Genomic DNA, 18,800 nt, shown 5'->3' on the forward strand with positions numbered 1-18,800 from the left:
ATGACTAATGACAATTACACAATGGTTTAATGAGAGCGGCTACTAGTGAGAGCGATCGCTACCAGTTGCGCTGATAAATTAATTAGGGTTAATTCATCTTCCCGCAAAGTGCAGGGTTGTTTCCACTGTAGTGATAATACGCCCAAAAGCTCATTCCGGTAGCTAATCGGGATCACTAAATGTGCTTGCACACCCGTATTCCGATAGTGAATAGCATCAACTAATTTAGTGTCTTTAACTACATTTAAGGAGACTTGGATTTGCCCAGTGGCGATCGCTTCCCTTGTTAGTGGGTCTTCAGATAACCAATTTTCTATTGTACCTGTTTCGCTGTAAGTTCCTTGAGTCGCAACCAGAGTATTTCCATCTGTAAGTTGTAAAATACAGCCTTCTGCCCCAAAAGTCTCGCTCACAGCCCTAGCAATGGGAGCAAGAGTTTCCTCTAAGCTAGAAGCAGCTTGAGTTACCTGTACTAAAACACTCAGCAGCGCCATTTGAGCATGAGCACGGCGTAATTCTTCTGTACGTTGCTTGAGCAAGTCGTAAGTTTCTGCTGCTCTTTGCACCACTGCCTTCAGTTCCCCTGGGTCCCAAGGCTTGGTGATATATTTGTAGACTTGCCCAGCATTAATCGCTTCTACCAAGTCTTCAATATCTGTAAATCCGGTGAGAATAATTCTCACCGTATCGGGAAACTGAGGTACAGTCTTACTGAGAAACTCAGTCCCTTTCATTTCTGGCATCCGTTGATCGGAGATAATCACCGCTACCTCCCCTTCTGTTGCCAAAACTTGTAGGGCGTTCACTCCACTATCAGCTTTCAGAACATTAAAGTCGCGTCGAAATGTGCGATAAAGCAGATCGAGATTATCTGGCTCATCGTCAACTACCAGGATTTTCAGCTTTTTTGGTCGTTCGAGAGTCATTACTTGATATTGGACTTTATCAATTTCGACACTGGGATTATCCATAAGATATTTCCTTTAAATATTCACACTCTTGTTATATTCCATACCAAGTTTAGTTGAGAATAGCCGAAAATTGCCAAGGGTTTATACGGAGTTATTTTGCATCTTTTAAAACGCTAATAGTGAGCGCTACAGAGTAAATTTGCTGCGGAATTTTTTCCTTCTGCTTCCTGCCTCCCACCTCCTGCCTCAAAACCCGTAGCTTTGTACTTCATGTCAAAGAAAACTGCTGTAAGTTTCCACAGATGAACTTAAGGCAGTCTGTCTGGGTAGTTCATAGATTAGAATAAGACTTGCTCATGAGGTATTAACCAACCTCTCAAGTTGAAGCTTGCACTCCGATTATGACTGATCTACCACCCAACGCTCAGAATCCCGAAGACAATGTTACTAACGATGTAGCACAAGAATTACTGCGAAGGCTGAGGCAAAAACAAGGCAACTGGGTGGAATGGGGAGGCGCGATCGCCTCGTTGCTAAAAATCGGTTATAACCCCCAAGAAATTTTTGAGGCAACTGGATTTGAGCCGATTCAACAAAATCAGGTGGTTGTTGGTTCTCAAGTTTACAATTCTTTAGAAAAGTTTGGAGTATCGGAAGCAACGCGATCGCACTACACCACACGTGGAAGTGATGTTTTATACGAACTGCGTTTGCTCACGCAAGAAGAACGCGCCGCCGCCGCCGAACTCATCTTCGTCCACAATGTTGATGCCGATGAGGCACGGGAAATAGCAAAAGCCCTGAAAGAGTTCTCTTATTACCGCACTTTACCAGAAGGGTTTTCTGCCCATCCTGGGGATGCCGTTGCTCACCAAGTTTGGAAGCTGGCACGCCAAAATGCAGATTTACAACAGCGATCGCGCCTGATCGCCAAAGGTTTGCGTTTTGCTCACACACCAGCAGCAAGGCAAAAAATTGAACAACTACTGACTGATTTTACTACCGTTCCCCAGCGTCCAGCGCCAATTTTACCCTTTTACCGACTGGAGTTTGAAGAACAATTACCCCGAATCTTGCCCGTAGTCGGTGAGTTGCCATTGTCACGGCAAGACTTACAAGCTGTGCCTATACTCACAGAAATTGAACCATTTCGCCTAGTCAAGTTTTCTGGAGAACAAGCTTGGATACCTTTACCAGGTTGGCAAGTGCTGTTAGCGGCAGAAGATCCAGTAGTGATTTTAGCGAATAGCGATCGCTTCCCCATCCAAACCCAAAGCCAAATAGGGCCAGTTGTAGTAGTGATAGATCGTGCCCAACGAGAATGGGATGCCTCCAGCTACTTTGTTGTTGAAAATGGTGATGAATTAGATTTTCAGTGGTTTGAAACTGAACCAGAAATTCCCTTATTAGGACAAATTATCATTATTGTTCGTCCTAAGAAAATTCTAGATGAAGAATTAACTAAGGATTCTTGGCAGATTGATGAATAATTTCAATTTTCAAGAGGACTAACTCCGTGATGTGATTTGGCAAAAGGGACTGGGGATTAGGGATTGGGGACTGGGTGTAAAATCGAAAAATTATGGTGCTTGCTCTTACCCACCACCAAATTTTAAAAAACAATTCCTGATACCCATTACCCAGTACCGGAGCGGCGAGGAGTTGATATCCTCCAATAGTGCATAGGAAATGGGGCATTAGTTGAATTTTATCTTTGGCCAATGTCGCCAGTTGCTTTAACTCTATTAACTAGAGCAAGCCACTGGCTCCCCAATGCCCTACTTCAACTCTTTATTTTTCATTGTTCTATTAATTTGTGTAAGTCCAGATTTTGAGGGATGATCACATGCTCTGAACAGTTACTAAGTACCAACATTAAGAGAAAAAATTCTCATTTTTTCAGCCTAAAATGTATAAACTATAATTTATATTGCAAAATTTAAATAAATTTTCAAACCATTTTAATTGCTCAAAAAATGCATCATTAGAGCAAAATACTTAAGAAATTAAGTATTTTTTTTGTTATTTTAACTTTTCCTGTATCTTCTTTTATTACCACAATTATTGAGTAAAAAACAAATTCCTATTTTTTTCGATTTAGTTTCTTAAAGAATTCAGAAGTCAGAATCAATTAGTCAGGGATTCAGGGGAAATTTGATGGGCATGAAATAAACCCAGAGATTCCCTGTTGATTATGTCATGACTCAAGCATTGTCCAACGTAGCGATCGCTCATTTGTAGCTGAACAAGGAGTTTTCCAAAAATGTCTCTAACTAAACGTTGTTTGGCCGAATTTATTGGCACATTCTGGCTTGTTTTAGGTGGTTGTGGTAGTGCTGTTATAGCCGCAGCCTACACAGCTGATGCTGCAAAAATCAGCGAAAGTACTTCCTTTCCATTGGGTATTGGATTGGTTGGTGTATCTTTGGCATTCGGGCTTACCGTCCTCACAGGGGCTTATGCTCTTGGTCATATTTCTGGTGGGCATTTCAATCCAGCTGTTTCCTTTGGATTGTGGGCAGGTAAGCGCTTTCCGGGATCTGACTTATTACCTTACATTGCCTCTCAAGTAATCGGTGCAGTTGTTGGTGCGGGCATTATTTATCTGATTGCTAGTGGCAAAACTGGATTTGCCCTGACTGGCTCCAACCCATTGGCTACCAACGGCTATGGTACTCATTCTCCAGGTGGTTACACGCTGTTTGCTTGCTTTATTAGTGAAGTTGTGATGACTTTCATGTTTCTGCTGATTATTCTGGGTGTGACTGATAGCCGCGCTCCTAAAGGATTTGCACCATTGGCAATTGGTTTTGGACTCACCTTGATTCACCTAATTAGCATTCCTGTAACCAACACCTCGGTTAATCCCGCCCGTAGTACGGGAGTTGCTATATTTGCAGGCGCAGGACTCTTTTCCCAAGTCTGGCTGTTCTGGATAGCTCCGATTTTAGGAGCTATTTTAGCAGGATGGTTGTATGTAGCCGTCTTTAGTGAATCAACTGTGGATGAACGGCAAACTATCAAAGAGCTAGTCTAAGATTCATTTTCTAGTAATTGTTTGTAGTTTGCACTTTAGCAAAGACAGCGCACACTACAAACCTATCAAATCAAATTTGACAGACTACCGTAGCAATCTGATTTGATTTGCTCTCCACCGCGAGACTTAGATCCCTGATTTCTTAAAAAGAAGTCGGGGATCTTTTTGTTCATAACTCATTTAGGATTGCTATATCAGCAATCTAGTAATTTGGAATTCTTGAAGAAGAATTCAGAAGTCAGAATTCAGGAGTCAGAATCAATCAGTCGCGGGTCTGAATCCCCGACTGATTGAAGACCACCAAATCTACGATTTAGTGGGGGTGCAAAAACGCCGATTATTCATCCGCCAGTCGTACAGAATTCATTCTGAATTCTGACTCCTGACTCCTGACTCCTGAATTCTGTTCGATAAATCACCTAAAATTATTCATATCTGCGGTTTTAGAATTAAATCCTAAATCTAAAATTTTATATGTCTGACTCTAAATTTACTGCTCCTGTGGCTCAAGAATTACTCCACTCACAATTGTTGGAGCGATCGCTTGTTCCTTCTTTACAAGAGAAGATTCTCGAAATCCGCAACAGTTTACGCCCAGGACAGCAGCAAATGGCTGACTGGCAATCTGGCCCTTTGGCGATTTCCGCCGTTCCTGGTGCAGGAAAATCTACGGGTATGGCGGCGGCGGCAGCGATCGCGATCGCACGACAGTATGAACGTTCATCCTCACGCCGTCAATTGGTAGTCGTTACTTTTACTCGCTCTGCTGCTGCCAATATTAAAGCCAAGATTCGTAAATTCTTACGAGATGATTTATCTTTACCCCAGATGGGCTTTTTTGTCTATACCTTACATGGTCTAGCGTTAAACATTGCCAGCCGCCATTCTGATTTGTCGGGTTTGCAGTTAGAAAATGTCACATTAATTACACCAACCCAAAGTCATCGCTTTATCAGAACTGCTGTAGAACAATGGATTGGAAATAATCAAGATAGATATTTGCGGTTATTAGAAGGTCATCAATTTGACGGAGAAGAGACAGAAAGGTTACGTCGTCAATCGGTGCTGCGAACAGAAGTCTTGCCAGAATTAGCGAATACGGTAATTCATGAAGCCAAAAGTTCTGGAATATCGCCAGAATTGTTGCGGGAGTGGAGTCAACAAACCACAGACGAATATGCAATTTTGAGTGTAGCGGCGGGATTGTATGAGCAATATCAAAACTTAATGCGATCGCGTGACTTCATTGATTACGACGATATGATTTTAGCCGCACTGCGCGTTTTAGAAAATGACAGCGCCCGTCGCATCGAGCAAAACCAAGTATTCGCCGTCTTTGAAGACGAAGCCCAAGATTCTAGCCCGCTTCAAACGCAGTTATTAGAAATTTTGGCAAGTGATGGGGGAGATGAGGCAGGGGGCAGGGGGCAGGGGGCAGGGGGCAGGGAGAGAATAATAACTCCTCAATCATCAGTCATCAGTCATCAGTCAATACTCAACTTAGTACGCGTCGGTGATCCCAACCAGGCGATTAACTCTACCTTTACTCCAGCCGATCCGATTTATTTTCGCCAATTTTGCGAAGAGTGCGATCGCATTGAGCGATTGGCAACGATGGATCAAGCTGGTCGCAGTACTAGAATTATCATTGAAGCGGCTAACTTTGCCCTCAAGTGGATCAATAATCAGTGGTTAGCAAAAACCAATAACGGACAACAGATTCCTGACAACCGACAAGTCCCATTTCGCTTACAGACAATTCGCCCTGTTAATGCTGGTGATCCGCAAACTAACGCCAACCCCGCACCAGTAGGACGAGGACTAGAACTTTATACACCGCGTGATATTCATCACACCGTTGAATTGTTATCTCAAAGGGTGATTGAGTTATTTGGCGAAGACCCAACAAAAAATAGTGCAGCGATTTTAGTCAGAGAAAATCGCCAAGGACGCTGGCTAGGAGAGGCTTTAGCACCTGTGTGCAAAGAGCATAATATTACACTTTACGATGTGGGAGAACGTGATCGCCGTTCCCATGTCCCCCAAGAAATTTTGGCATTATTGCAATTTTGCGATCGCCCCCACTCCCCCGATTATCTCAAAGCCGCCCTAGAAGCTTTAGTACAGCGTCAGTTAATTCCTACCCAAGACCTCAACGCCCTTGCTAGTCTGCCAGAAGAATTTTTGTATCCTAGTCCACTAGCAGCACCCCAATCAGAAACAGTACAAAAAGCTGCCCGTTTGTGTCGTAATTTACTTCGCGCTCGCTTAGAACTGCCTCTTTATCAGCTAATTTCCTTTCTCGCCTTGACCTTAAATTACGACCAAGCAGAATTGGCAACTGCTGACAAACTCGCAGAACGGGTTAACCAGCAGATAGCTGGCAATAGTTCAATGAGTGGGATGCTTTCAGCCTTAAGTGAAATCGTCAGTTCTGAACGGTTTGAACCAGTGGAAACCGAGGATTCGGAAGAACGTTACACTCGTCGCGGTCAACTGACGATTATTACCATGCACAAAGCCAAAGGGCTGGATTGGGACTATGTGTTTCTTCCCTTTCTCCATGAAAACTTGATTCCTGGCAGATTTTGGGTTCCTCCCCAAAGCCAATTCTTAGGCGACTTTACCTTATCAGAAGTAGCCCGCGCTCAAATTCGCGCTACTCTCCACGAAGAATCTACCATACCGGACGTTAGTCAAGCATGGGAGGTGGCAAAGAATTTGAAAACATCTGAAGAATATCGTTTACTTTATGTTGCCATGACACGAGCGAAACTTCTGTTGTGGATGTCTGCGGCGCAGAAAGCGCCCTTTACTTGGAGTAAACCAGATAATTTACAAGAACAAGCGCCTTGTCCCGTGTTTCCGGCATTAAAACGCCAGTTTCCTGAATGTGTGATGAATTTAGCGGCAATGATCAAATAGGGATTGGGCATGGGGCATTGGGCATTGGGCATTGGGAAGAAATCTTTGGTGTTCCTCTTGTCCCCACTTGTTACAAAGAAACTGAATTGAGAGTGCAACGTCAAACAAACTGTTCAATTTAAAAAAATATATGAAATCAATCATCAAAGTATCTTCTGTACTCAAAAGCACCTTTCAATCACCCAGAGGAGTTTTATTGACGCTGGCGTTGACAAGCTTGCTATCTTGTGGATTTGGACTTGCTGAAAACAACTTCGCTGGGGCTATTCCTCGCCCAGACAGCACTCAATTGTCCCAAAGACCCCAATCGCAAGGAAATAAGTTACCGAAGGCGATCGCTAATCAAATTTTACAGGATGCGTCCAAGCGTTCCGGCATACCTAAACGGCAATTACGGATTACTCAAGTCACATCGAAAACCTTTGGTAATCCTTGTGAGTTCAATTTTGGAGAAATTTGTACTAGGGAATATAACCCCGTTGAAGGCTGGGAAGTAGTTGTCAGAGTCCGCAAAGATTCGTGGACTTACCGTGTAGATAAATCTGGAAAGCAAATCGTTTTAGATCCGCAAGTGAGTGCTTCACAGACATTGCCAAAAGCGATCGCAGATGCAGTTTTAAGCGATGCCTCAAAGCGTTCTGGGGTGGGAATTGCTGATTTAAAAATTACTCAAGCTACATCAAAAACCTTTGGAAACCCCTGCCAATTTAACTTTGGCGAAGTTTGCACCCAGCAGTATGACCCCGTTGAAGGTTGGGAAGTGATTGTTAAGGTTAAAGAGCAATCTTGGACTTACCATGTGAATAAATCCGGTTCGCAAATAGTTTTAGATCCCAAAGTCAGCGCCACTGGAAAAAGTTATTGAAGAAGAATGCAGAATTCAGAATTCAGAATTCAGAATCAAGACGTTTGCGCTAGCAGTCGGGTATTCAGACTCGCCAGGGAATTGTTGTAACACCAAATCTACGATTTGGTGAGATTTTAAACCCGATTATTCAGGCGATCGCGGACTTACTCTAAGCGTACTCCTACGGAGAAGCAAGCTACGCGCTAGCGTCTCCAAAGGAGAAGAGAGGCTTTATGCTACGGTATCCACCATTTGTACAAAATTCTGACTCCTGAATTCTGACTCCTGAATTCTGACTCCTGAATAGCGATCGCGATTGATTAAATCCTTTATTTAATTGCAGTTATAGCAATTTTAATAGTATATAATAATGGATCGTGTCGAATCAAAGCTAGACCCATGCCTAAACTAAAGACTCGTAAAGCAGCGGCAAAGCGATTCCGTGCCACCGGTACCGGCAAAATCGTCCGTCGTAAAGCGTTCAAAAGCCACCTTTTAGAGCACAAATCTTCTGACAAAAAGCGTAGTATGCGCCAAAGTGCGCTTGTACATGAACGTGATGAACTTAACGTTCGCTTGATGCTCCCATATTTGTAAGTATTTTAGGAAATAAGTTATGACTCGGGTAAAACGCGGTAATGTAGCTCGGAAGCGCCGCAATAAAATTCTCAAACTAGCTAAAGGTTTTCGCGGTTCCCATTCAACTCTGTTTAGAACTGCCAACCAACAAGTGATGAAGGCGCTACGGAGTGCCTACCGCGATCGCAAAAAGAAAAAGCGCGATTTTCGTCGCCTCTGGATCACCCGCATCAACGCTGCTTCCAGGCAACACGGCTTGAGCTACAGCCAGTTGATCGGTAACTTGAAAAAAGCTGATATCCAACTAAATCGCAAGATGTTGGCGCAATTGGCAGTCCTCGATCCAGCTAGCTTCGGCAAAGTTGCTGAATTGGCAAATCAAGCTAAAGGATAAAGGTGGTAAGGGATGTATAACAGATGTAACAGATGGCAAGTAATTACTCGGTTACATCTGGTATTATCCGCCACTATTTTTTTGATTTTTTGCTTTTCCATAGTGGGGATGGGATTAACTGCATCTGCTGCCGAAATGTCAGAAATTCAGCAGCGCGGCTATTTAAATATTGCCGTTAAAGATAACTTGCGTCCCTTGGGATTTAAAGATGCTAAGGGTAACTTACAAGGCTTAGAAATTGACTTGGCAAAGCGTTTGGCAGTTGACTTGGTTGGTAAAACCGAGGCTATCAGATTTAAACCTGTAGCGAATCGCGATCGCTTATCTGTAGTCTTAGACAAGAAAGTTGATTTTGCGATCGCTAGAATCACAGCAACCGAATCTCGCAGCCGCATAGTTAGTTTCAGTGTTCCCTACTATTTGGATGGCACTGTATTAGTTACAAAAAATACCTCTGTGCAGAAGTTGAGTGATTTGGCAAAACAAAAAATTGCTGTACTCAACAACTCCAGCACTATTGCTCAAGTGCGGTACTATGTGCCAAGTGCCGAATTAGTAGGGGTGAATTCATATCAAGAAGCGCGAGACAAAATAGAAAATAATGCCGTCGCCGCCTTTGCCGCAGATGCTAGCGTTCTAAGCGGTTGGGTGCAAGAATATCCCCAATATCGGCTACTACCAACCAAGCTATCAACTGAACCCTTGTCTGTAGTAACGCCCAAGGGATTGCAATATGATGAGTTAAGACGAAGCATCAATCAAGCGATCGCTCGTTATTTAGAAGAAGGTTGGCTCCAGCAACGCTCTCAATACTGGGGTTTACCATAAATTAGTCATTGGTCATTGGTCATTGGTCATTAACGAATAACAAATAACAAATGACAAATGACAAATGACAAACGACAAATAACAAACTTTATAATATTTGTATTTGCAGCAATGGATAACAGTCTAGCCGTTGTTTATCTCTCAATTTTGGTGGTTATACTCACAATTGCAGCCGTGAGTGTTTTTCGCCAGATTTTCAAAACTCGCAAGATTGAAGGCGCTTTTGCAAGGTTGCGAAAGAAGTTAGAGAAAGAAAAGGGTACGACTCAAGAATATTATGAGTTAGCCAGTATTTATTCAGAAAAAAAAATGTATTCCCAAGCGACCGCGCTATTTCAAAAAGCTCTCAAAGCTGCTGAAGAAGAGGAAGAAGAAGATATTGCCCCCATTTATAACGGGCTGGGCTATATTTATTTTACCCAAGAGCAATATGACTTAGCAATTCGTCAGTATAAAGAAGCTCTCAAAGCTAAACCAGACTACGTAACAGGATTGAATAATCTCGGTCACGCCTACGAAAAGAAAAAGTTAACTACTCAGGCGTTACAAAGTTACGAAGAAGCACTCAAATTGTCTCCAAATAACCCTATTGCTAAACGTCGTGCTGAGTCTTTACGCCGTTTGGTTTCTGCGTAATTGCTGAGATATCAAATAATTTTAGATTTTAGATTGAGCAACGCAAGATAAATGCGCTTGCTCTTTTTGATTTTGGATTGACGATAGCGTAGCGTCTTTATGAATTTATTTTCCGAATCTGAAGTAATCGACCCTAACTAAATCAGGTACAGAAGTGACTTCCTGACTACGCCCATCTTTTTCATAACCAAAAACTAAAGTGAACCCTGGATTCTGAACTTGATAGCGGCCAGCCCTCAGAGAATATTCTCTTAGTAAATAGCTGGAGTCAATGGCAGGATCAAACGCATCATAATCAAGCATAAGCTGACGTGCAAAATCCCAAATATTGCCAATCTCTTCGGCTGTTACTTGGCGACGACGCGACCAGAAGTATGCTGTTTGTTGAGCTTCGGAGTCCTCATCTTCTTCGAGTTCGTCTGGGTACGGAAACAATAGATATCGCTGAGACTGAATTCCATATTTATTAGAGTCGTCAGTTAACTCACCATCTGACCCCCTGAAGTATTCAACTAATTCTCCACCCTCAAATAAGTCATAGCTGATTTCGCCTGCACTGTCGCTTACAAGCAGCATGATCACTGTTTGTTCTAACTGTTTTGAAAGTAGAGCGAACTCGCTTGATTCCAAAATTGATGGATAAGACAGATCGCCAGAAATCATAATCGACCAAGGGTGTCCAACTAGTTGATACGCGAATACAAAAGCACCTGAAACTTCGATTTCCGATCCCATGACATTGCGTTGGGATTCGATCGCTTTTTCAGCAAGGGCATCAGATAGCTGATTTAATGGTACTTTCACAAGTACAACGGCAGCATTTCGATCAATCGACTCAATACCTCGCCTTTGGGGCCAAGGGCGTGTAAAATTCTCCACTGCTTCACGGATGAATTGCTCGTCCATACTACTAAATCCAGGAATATATTGGGTTTCACAATCGGGGACACTGTTGGCAAATTAATTTGGTTTTAGCTTCTATATTTTATCGGGTTTCAATCTTAGGCTTGGAAATAGATAACTATAGCGGTTCTCGTTTATATGCAATACAATTTGACCTCTCTCCAAACCTCTCTCCTAAAAGGAGAGAGGCTTTGAATCTTACTCCCCTTCCCTTGTAGGGAAGGGGTTGGGGGTTAGGTCTGTATTCCACTCAACTGAGAAGCGCTATATAAGTCTTTTGTAAAAATGTAAAAGATGATTAAGCGGCTAAAGCGTTTTTTATGGCTATCTATTGCGATCATTTCCATCATTTCTATCTCAATCGGATTAATGGAAACATTGATGGCTCAACAGCCTTCTATTTCCCATCCTCTGACTTCGCTAACTGAGGCAGAAATTAATACAGCTGTTTCGGTCATCCAAAGAGAAAAAACTTTGAGCGAAATGGCAGCTTTTCCACTTATTGCTTTACAAGAACCAGATAAAAAAGAAGTTCTAAATTTTACACCTGGTAAAGTTTTCCAGCGAAAAGCTTTTTTGGTAATCTATGAGCGATCGCAAAACAAAACTTATGAGGGTGTCGTTGACCTGACAAGCAAAACCTTAAGTTCTTGGAAAGAAATACCGTCTGTCCAACCTGCGATCGTCGCTTCAGAATATCAATTGGCCACTGAAGCTTTTAAATCCGATCCCCGATGGCAAACAGCGATGCAAAAGCGGGGAATTACAGATTTCAACCAAGTCAAAATAAGTTGTTGGGCACCAGGAATCCTGAGTAAACAAGAAGAAGCAACAGGAAATCGTCTTTGTCGGGGCTTATTTTACTACAAGGGCGAACACTGGAATTATTACGGCAGTCCAATTGAAGGAATACTGGCAACTGTTAATTTAAACACAGGTAAAATTTCCAGTTTCGTGGATAGAGGGATAGTTCCTTTTTCTAAAGAGAACTGGAACTATGATGTAAACTCCTTGGGTAAATTACTTTCACCACTTAAAGCATTAAAAATTCTCCAACCAAATGGTGCAAGTTTCCAGATCAAAGGCAATGAAATTAGCTGGCAAGGTTGGCAATTTCGCTATGTAATGCATCCCCGCAGTGGATTAGTGTTGTACCAAGTGACACACAACGACGGGGAAAATATCCGACCAGTGCTGTACCGCGCTAGCCTATCAGAGACGGTAGTGCCTTACGGCGATCCAAATCCCACTTGGTCATTCAGAAATGCCTTTGATGTTGGGGAATACAATTTTGGTTCCCTAGCAACCACGATGCAGTTAGGTAAGGAAATTCCGGAAAATGGTCTTTTGCTAGATGCTGTGTTTGCTAATGGCGACGGAGAACCTTATGTGATGCCAGGAGTTATCGGCATATACGAGCGAAATAACGGTATGCTCTGGAAGCACTATGACTATGGCACGCAGCGTAATGATGTCCGTCGCAGTCGAGAATTAATCATGACGATGAATGCGGCCATTGATAACTATGATTACAGCATCAATTGGATCTTTCACCAGGATGGGACTTTGGAAGTCCAAAATGAATTAACGGGTATCGTATTGGCGCAGGGAACGGCTTCTGAAAAACAATCTGAGGATGATTCATCTGGTCGGCTAATTGCAAAAAATATCTTCGGAGTAAATCACCAGCACTTTTTCAACTATCGCCTAGATTTCGATGTCGATGGTCAAGCTAATTCTGTGATGGAAATGAATGTGAAAGCTTTGCCGATGGATGAGAAAAATCCTTTAGGAAATGCGATCGCAGTTACAGAAACCCCATTAGCCAAAGAAACGGCTGCTGTGCGCGATTTGGATATGAAAAGCAGTCGGGAATGGATGATTGTTAGTGCAGACAAAAAGAATGTTCTGGATGCTACACCTGGATATATGCTGATGCCTGAAGGAAATTCGATATTTTTCCCTGTGGAAGGCTCGAAAATCCGGGAAAGGGCAGAATTTGCGACTCATCACGTTTGGGTAACAAAATATAAACCTACTGAACTTTATGCTGGGGGAGATTATCCCAACCAAACTCAACCAGGACAAGGTTTACCAAAATATATTGCAGACGATGAAGCCTTGATGGGTGAAGATATCGTACTGTGGTACACAATGGGCGTAACTCATATTCCGCGATCGGAAGATTGGCCGGTGATGCCTGTTCACCGAGTTGGCTTTAAGCTAGTCCCTAGAGGATTCTTTAGCCGGAATCCAGCGATAAATTTGCCTGAATGAAGAAGAATTCAGAAGTCAGAATTCAGGAGTCAGAATAAATCAGTCGGGCATTCAGACCGACACAGGAATTGAAAACCACCAAATCTACGATTTGGTGGGGGTGCAAAAACGCCGGTTATTCAGACGCGACTCGAAAATACTCGCTAACGCTGCGCTATCCGCCAGTCATACAGAAAACATTGCTGAATTCTGACTCCTGACTCCTGAATTCTGTTCGATAAAATAATTTGTTGGCTCAAGTTTCCTTCCTTCAGGTTTTTTGTCATGTCTAAAGGGGGTAACTTGAATGCTGATAAACTTATATAGTTCAAATACTGGCACTTGTTAAATAGGATATCTAATGAACTTTCCAGAAATTAATATTCCCGGTGATGGCAAGCTGCACGCTCGCTTAATTACTTCCTTGGGTGAAATTGTAGTTCGTTTGGAAGAAGAGCGAACCCCCAATACCGTCAAAAATTTTGTCGGTCTAGCAACCGGAACAATCGACTGGAAAGACCCTAAAACTGGTGAATCTGGTAAGGGAACTCCAGCTTACGATGGGGTTCGCTTTCACCGCGTCATCCCTGATTTTATGATTCAGTGTGGCGATCCTCTGAGTCGTTATCTAGATACAGCCAGCCGATGGGGTACTGGTGGCCCAGGATATCAATTTGAGGATGAGTTTCATCCTGAATTGAGACATACTGGTGCAGGTATCCTGTCGATGGCTAATGCCGGACGCGGTACTAATGGTTCGCAATGGTTCATTACAGAAGCACCAACGCCTCACCTTGACAACAAACACAGTGTTTTTGGTGAAGTTGTCGAAGGTCTAGATGTAGTCAGCAAGATCGCTAATGTGCGTACAACTAGAGATCGTCCGAATCAAGAGGTTGTGTTACAAAAAGTAGAAATTTTTCGGCAGTAATTAACACCTCAGTTTGTAGTAAGCACTTTAGTGCTTAGAAAATAAGGACTAAAGTCCTTACTACAAACTTGCTTAACCATCGAGATTTTGTAGTCCCATCGCAATCTTGCTGTGTTTTTCAATTTGCCCCATAACTTGTTTTGCGCGTTGAATAACTACGGCTGGTAAACCCGCCAATCTTCCCGCTTCAATTCCATAGGACTTATCAGCACCTCCTGGTTGAACTTGGTGCAAAAAGATAATTTGGTCAGGTAATTCTTTCACCGTCACCTGATAGTTAGCCACATTCGGTATAATGCTAGCCAGTTCATTTAACTCGTGGTAATGGGTGGCAAAAATTGTGCGTGACCGAATATCAACTGCTATATATTCCGCCACCGCCCAAGCTATAGAAAGACCATCAAAAGTTGCTGTGCCGCGACCAATTTCATCTAATAATACTAACGACCTAGATGTGGCATGGTTGAGAATATTTGCCGTTTCATTCATTTCCACCATGAACGTAGATTGACCAGTTGCAAGATCATCTACTGCACCGACACGGGTGAAAATGCGATCGCATATTCCCAATCTAGCAAACCTCGCTGGTACAAAACTACCAATCTGCGCCATTAACTGAATCAATCCCACTTGACGCAAATAACAACTTTTGCCACTGGCATTTGGCCCGGTAAGAATAATTAAATCGGGATTGTCATTTGTCCTTTGTCCTACCCTGCGGGAAGCCGCTGGCGCGTCTATGTCATTTGTTATATGTTCTTGTTCATCTGCTAATGACAAATGACTAATGACTAATGACTCTTGACCCAATTGCGTCGAATTCGGCACAAAGAACCCCGCAGGTAAAGACTGTTCCACCACCGGATGACGACCATCAACAATGTTTATCTCTCTTCCTGACAACATTTCAGGACGACAGTAACCTTGATGCACCGCCAACTCAGCCAAACCACACAACACATCCGCCGCCGCCACTGCACGAGACAGATTGCGAATTACTTCCGCCTCTTGTGCTACCTCTTCCCGCAACGCCGTAAAAATCTCATATTCCAACTGATTTAAATCATCTCGCGCCGTCAGAATCCGGGCTTCTCGTTCCTTTAAATCTGGGGTGATGTAACGTTCCTCATTGGTCAGGGTTTGCTTGCGGATATAATTAGCGGGTACTTGGTCAGCTTTACTGCGGGAAATACTGATGTAATAACCAAAGGTTTTGTTAAATCCTACCTTCAGTGTGGAAATTCCTGTCTTGGCTCTTTCATCAACTTCCAAGTTGGCAATCCATTGCTGGTCTGTTTCTACAGTCGCCTTCCTTTCATCCAACAGGGGATTTACACTAGGGCGAATTAATCCGCCTTCTTTAATTAGTATGGGTGGTGACTCTACAAGATGTGCGTGTAATTTTTGTGCCAATTCTTCCAACACACTTGGGACTTTCTGCAAAGCTTTGAGGAATGGGGAACGCGCCTCAGTTACTAAATTGGATAATTCCGGTAAGCGTGAGAGGGAATCTGCCAAAGCTACTAAATCTCTAGCGTTCGCTGTACCAGAACCCGCCCTTCCTGTGAGTCGTTCCAAATCATAAATTTGCCTTAACAAATGCCGTAAATCTTGACGCAGAGGCGTATTTTCCATCAATTCTTGAATGGTATCTTGCCGCGCCCGAATGCCTTTAATATCGAGTAGCGGTTGCAACAACCACCGCCGCAAAGCCCGCCCACCCATTGCTGTACTAGTTTTATCTAACGCCCAAAGTAGGGAACCGTGAAAAGTGCCATCTCGGACGGTTTGGGTAATTTCTAGGTTACGGCGGGTTTGATTATCAACAATTAAGTAGTCGGTGACAGTATAGCTGCGGAGTCTTTGAAGAGTGACAGGGTTTTCTTTTTGAGTATCTTCCAGGTATTCCAGAAGACCGCCAGCCGCACGAACAGCGAGGGGAAGATGATCACAACCGAGTCCTTCGAGCGATCGCACCTTAAATTTCTGCAATAATCTAGGTCTAGCTTCACCTTGAGAAAAAGGTAGTTGCGATCGCAAACTATAACAAAATGATGGTGGCAAACACTCCGGCAAATGTGGCGAAGTCTCTCCCGGACGTAGCAAACTACCTAAATCAGGCGCATTTGTCGGAACCAGCACTTCTGAAGGTTGCAAACGCATTAATTCTTGTGTCAAATGTTCTAAATCACTGCTTTGAGTAGTAAGGAATTCGCCTGTAGATATGTCTGCATAAGCTAAACCCCAATGATTTGCGGCAATTACCACTGCTGCTAAGTAATTATTGCGACTTGATTTGAGCATTCCCTCTTCCAGCAAAGTGCCGGGTGTCAAAATGCGCGTTACTTCCCGCCGTACCAATCTCCCAGCAGCTTCGGAAGCATCTTCTACTTGGTCGCAAATTACCACCGCGTAGCCTTTTTCTACCAGCAGCGTCGCGTAGCGTTCCCAAGCATGATGCGGAACACCAGACATCGCCACCCGTCCCTGTTCTCCAGCTTGCTTGCTAGTGAGAACTAATTCTAATTCTTGCGCTAGTTTTACAGCATCTTGGAAATAGCATTCAAAGAAATCTCCTACCCGATACAGCAATACGGCGTGAGGATATTTATCCTTCGTCTCGACATAGTGCAGGTACATTTGACTTAGCTTACTGCGGTCTACCTGTCGATGGTCAGAAATAAAAGTACTCGCGTCGGGTTTGGTAGATGGAGTTTCAGAGTGAGAAGCGGTCATAGATGCTATTGGGTTACGCACGAAAATTCCACAATATCCGATGATAACGTGATGTGAAAGTTTAATGGCGATGCCTACGGTGGGCTACGCCTACGCTCAAGGATATTTTACCTTTATCTGAAAAATGGTGCTGAGATATTTGCGTAACATTGCTAGGACTAATACCAATTCTATGTAAAGTTGTACATTATTTTGACCCTTCCCAATCTCTCCTTGGTAAGGGGGATGTCGCAGGCGGTAGGGTTCTTTACAAGGGTGTTCATCAAGAATTTGTATAAGAGTTATGCACACTTTACGAATTTATAAATTAAGCTTTTTGGCAATTTTGCATAAGTTTTAATTTCTATCACTTACCCAGTCTAGAAAAGTATGGTATGCCCTAACACTATGAGACATTCAACTCAACATACTGTTGACTTCTGCTTTCTAGACAAAAAGCAATTATAGAGTGAAAAGAGGCAGCGGATGAATGCACAAAATAATTTTGACACAAAAAATGATAAAACGTAGATATAGCAACATTTTATAGACCATTTATCAGTTTTTACGTCTATTTTGGCTCAATACCATGTTTAGTTCTCCAATTGTTCTATCTTTGATTATCATCCTGATTACTCTGGGCGCTTGGATAATGGGACTATCAATTATCAAGACTCAAAAGATTCTCCAATTATTTAAGACAGAACCAGAGAAGCTGAGTTGGAGAATCATGTTTTTATTAATGATTTTTTTTCTTGGTGGTTATTTGTTATGCATCTATTTAACAATTGAGAGGCTGATTGAATGGATACCATTGCTAACTGGCATGGTTTTCTTTTTCGGATCATTATTCGTATTTTTCAGTGTTACTATCTACCACCTCACACTGCAACGCTTGTTTCTAATACAGGAAAAATACCGCACAGCAAAAGAAAATGCGGAGTCCGCTTTATTTAAATTACAAGAAACTCAGCAAGCTCAAATGCAATTAATTCAACGCGAAACTATGTTAGCTTTGGGAACAATGGTTGCTGGAGTTGCCCACGAAATTAATAATCCAGTGAGTTTTATTCATGGGAATTTACAATATCTACATCAGTATAGCCATGACTTACTAAACCTTCTAGCAACTTATGCTTCTGTGTATCCAAATCCAGATGTCAAAATAGTCAAGGCTCTTGCTAACAGCGACCTGAACTTTATCCAGAGTGACTTGCCAAAGCTACTGAACTCGATGCAGGTTGGCACTACTCGTATTGGGGAGATTGTAGAATTGCTCTCAAATTTCTCACGTTTGAATGAAGCTGACTATAAAAAAGCTGACATTCATCAGGGGATTGATAGTACACTAGTCATTTTGCAACATCGGCTTAATACTTCTGCTAGTAATAGCAAACCTATTTCAGTGATTAAAGAGTACGGAAATATTCCTAAGATTTTTTGTAATCCTCGCTCTTTAAATCAAGTATTTCTAAATTTAATTAATAATGCAATTGATGCATTGATTAAAAAAGCAGCTACTCTCAGTCAAACTACAGATGAAATACCAACTATTCTGATTCGTACATTTCATTCTCAGGAAAATCAAATCACTATCTCAATTGTTGATAATGGTTGTGGCATGAGTGAAGAGATTTGCCGGAGTATTTTCAAACCTTTTTTTACTACTAAGCCCGTTGGTCAAGGAACTGGTTTAGGTTTGTCTATTAGCTATCAAATTATCGTTGAGCAACATGGTGGCTCTATCAAATGTACTTCCATTGCAAACCAGGAAACTAAAATCGATATTAGACTTCCGATTAAACAAGTATAAAATAACAATTATAGTAATAATGCCC

14 protein-coding genes are annotated in these 18,800 nt (G+C 42.5%); 11 read left to right on the forward strand and 3 right to left on the reverse strand.

The genetic code is table 11. The annotated features are described in order from the left end of the window. Window positions 1–26: 26 nt before the first annotated feature. Window positions 27–971, reverse strand: a complete 945-nt coding sequence (locus HUN01_RS23230; protein WP_181928168.1) for a response regulator — start codon at window positions 969–971, stop codon at window positions 27–29. A 341-nt stretch (window positions 972–1,312) separates the two neighbouring features. Between HUN01_RS23230 and HUN01_RS23235 the strand changes: the two genes are divergently transcribed. The 8 genes from HUN01_RS23235 to HUN01_RS23270 all read left to right on the forward strand — a co-directional run bounded on the left by HUN01_RS23235 (window position 1,313) and on the right by HUN01_RS23270 (window position 10,157). Further along, a complete protein-coding gene (locus HUN01_RS23235) occupies window positions 1,313–2,401 on the forward strand; it encodes a RuBisCO accumulation factor 1 (protein WP_181928169.1) in 1,089 nt (362 codons plus the stop codon). 773 nt (window positions 2,402–3,174) lie between these two features. After that, window positions 3,175–3,948 carry an aquaporin Z gene (aqpZ, locus tag HUN01_RS23240; protein WP_181928170.1) on the forward strand — a complete coding sequence of 258 codons (774 nt, stop codon included), beginning with the start codon at window positions 3,175–3,177 and terminating at the stop codon, window positions 3,946–3,948. Between the two features lie 474 nt (window positions 3,949–4,422). Beyond that, window positions 4,423–6,873 (forward strand): ATP-dependent helicase, encoded by a 2,451-nt coding sequence (locus HUN01_RS23245; protein ID WP_181928171.1) that lies wholly within the window; start codon window positions 4,423–4,425, stop codon window positions 6,871–6,873. Window positions 6,874–7,003: 130 nt separating this feature from the next. Next, window positions 7,004–7,738 (forward strand): hypothetical protein, encoded by a 735-nt coding sequence (locus HUN01_RS23250; protein WP_181928172.1) that lies wholly within the window; start codon window positions 7,004–7,006, stop codon window positions 7,736–7,738. A gap of 381 nt (window positions 7,739–8,119) precedes the next feature. Further along, window positions 8,120–8,317, forward strand: coding sequence for a 50S ribosomal protein L35 (rpmI, locus tag HUN01_RS23255; RefSeq protein WP_109007939.1), 198 nt, complete (start codon window positions 8,120–8,122; stop codon window positions 8,315–8,317). 19 nt (window positions 8,318–8,336) lie between these two features. Then, a complete protein-coding gene (gene rplT, locus HUN01_RS23260) occupies window positions 8,337–8,693 on the forward strand; it encodes a 50S ribosomal protein L20 (RefSeq protein ID WP_069069781.1) in 357 nt (118 codons plus the stop codon). A 12-nt stretch (window positions 8,694–8,705) separates the two neighbouring features. Beyond that, window positions 8,706–9,521: a transporter substrate-binding domain-containing protein gene (locus HUN01_RS23265; protein WP_181928173.1), complete on the forward strand. Its 816-nt coding sequence runs from the start codon at window positions 8,706–8,708 to the stop codon at window positions 9,519–9,521. Between the two features lie 111 nt (window positions 9,522–9,632). Beyond that, on the forward strand, window positions 9,633–10,157 hold the full coding sequence (locus tag HUN01_RS23270) for a tetratricopeptide repeat protein (RefSeq protein ID WP_181932791.1): 525 nt from the start codon (window positions 9,633–9,635) through the stop codon (window positions 10,155–10,157). A 105-nt stretch (window positions 10,158–10,262) separates the two neighbouring features. On the opposite strand, the gene HUN01_RS23275 is transcribed toward HUN01_RS23270, so the two are convergent. Further along, on the reverse strand, window positions 10,263–11,063 hold the full coding sequence (locus HUN01_RS23275; protein WP_181928174.1) for a hypothetical protein: 801 nt from the start codon (window positions 11,061–11,063) through the stop codon (window positions 10,263–10,265). 291 nt (window positions 11,064–11,354) lie between these two features. Here HUN01_RS23275 and HUN01_RS23280 point away from each other — a divergent pair, with 291 nt between their 5' ends. After that, window positions 11,355–13,337 carry a primary-amine oxidase gene (locus tag HUN01_RS23280; protein WP_181928175.1) on the forward strand — a complete coding sequence of 661 codons (1,983 nt, stop codon included), beginning with the start codon at window positions 11,355–11,357 and terminating at the stop codon, window positions 13,335–13,337. Window positions 13,338–13,677: 340 nt separating this feature from the next. Then, window positions 13,678–14,247: a peptidylprolyl isomerase gene (locus HUN01_RS23285; protein WP_181928176.1), complete on the forward strand. Its 570-nt coding sequence runs from the start codon at window positions 13,678–13,680 to the stop codon at window positions 14,245–14,247. A gap of 72 nt (window positions 14,248–14,319) precedes the next feature. Here HUN01_RS23285 and mutS read toward each other — a convergent pair whose 3' ends face one another. Then, window positions 14,320–16,983 carry a DNA mismatch repair protein MutS gene (gene mutS, locus HUN01_RS23290; protein ID WP_181928177.1) on the reverse strand — a complete coding sequence of 888 codons (2,664 nt, stop codon included), beginning with the start codon at window positions 16,981–16,983 and terminating at the stop codon, window positions 14,320–14,322. A gap of 568 nt (window positions 16,984–17,551) precedes the next feature. Here mutS and HUN01_RS23295 point away from each other — a divergent pair. Next, a complete protein-coding gene (locus HUN01_RS23295; RefSeq protein WP_181928178.1) occupies window positions 17,552–18,775 on the forward strand; it encodes a sensor histidine kinase in 1,224 nt (407 codons plus the stop codon). Window positions 18,776–18,800: the final 25 nt, after the last annotated feature.

Origin of the sequence: Nostoc edaphicum CCNP1411, assembly GCF_014023275.1 — a bacterium.
GTDB lineage: Bacteria > Cyanobacteriota > Cyanobacteriia > Cyanobacteriales > Nostocaceae > Nostoc > Nostoc edaphicum_A.

Excerpts from the sequence above, each read along its gene's own strand:
- HUN01_RS23235 (WP_181928169.1), top strand. The coding sequence starts at position 1,313 with ATGACTGATCTACCACCCAACGCTCAGAATCCCGAAGACAATGTTACT.
- HUN01_RS23245 (WP_181928171.1), top strand. The coding sequence starts at position 4,423 with ATGTCTGACTCTAAATTTACTGCTCCTGTGGCTCAAGAATTACTCCAC.
- HUN01_RS23285 (WP_181928176.1), top strand. The coding sequence starts at position 13,678 with ATGAACTTTCCAGAAATTAATATTCCCGGTGATGGCAAGCTGCACGCT.
- HUN01_RS23295 (WP_181928178.1), top strand. The coding sequence starts at position 17,552 with ATGTTTAGTTCTCCAATTGTTCTATCTTTGATTATCATCCTGATTACT.
- rpmI (WP_109007939.1), top strand. The coding sequence starts at position 8,120 with ATGCCTAAACTAAAGACTCGTAAAGCAGCGGCAAAGCGATTCCGTGCC.
- HUN01_RS23250 (WP_181928172.1), top strand. The coding sequence starts at position 7,004 with ATGAAATCAATCATCAAAGTATCTTCTGTACTCAAAAGCACCTTTCAA.
- HUN01_RS23270 (WP_181932791.1), top strand. The coding sequence starts at position 9,633 with ATGGATAACAGTCTAGCCGTTGTTTATCTCTCAATTTTGGTGGTTATA.
- HUN01_RS23265 (WP_181928173.1), top strand. The coding sequence starts at position 8,706 with ATGTATAACAGATGTAACAGATGGCAAGTAATTACTCGGTTACATCTG.
- mutS (WP_181928177.1), bottom strand. The coding sequence starts at position 16,983 with ATGACCGCTTCTCACTCTGAAACTCCATCTACCAAACCCGACGCGAGT.
- rplT (WP_069069781.1), top strand. The coding sequence starts at position 8,337 with ATGACTCGGGTAAAACGCGGTAATGTAGCTCGGAAGCGCCGCAATAAA.
- aqpZ (WP_181928170.1), top strand. The coding sequence starts at position 3,175 with ATGTCTCTAACTAAACGTTGTTTGGCCGAATTTATTGGCACATTCTGG.
- HUN01_RS23230 (WP_181928168.1), bottom strand. The coding sequence starts at position 971 with ATGGATAATCCCAGTGTCGAAATTGATAAAGTCCAATATCAAGTAATG.
- HUN01_RS23275 (WP_181928174.1), bottom strand. The coding sequence starts at position 11,063 with ATGGACGAGCAATTCATCCGTGAAGCAGTGGAGAATTTTACACGCCCT.
- HUN01_RS23280 (WP_181928175.1), top strand. The coding sequence starts at position 11,355 with ATGATTAAGCGGCTAAAGCGTTTTTTATGGCTATCTATTGCGATCATT.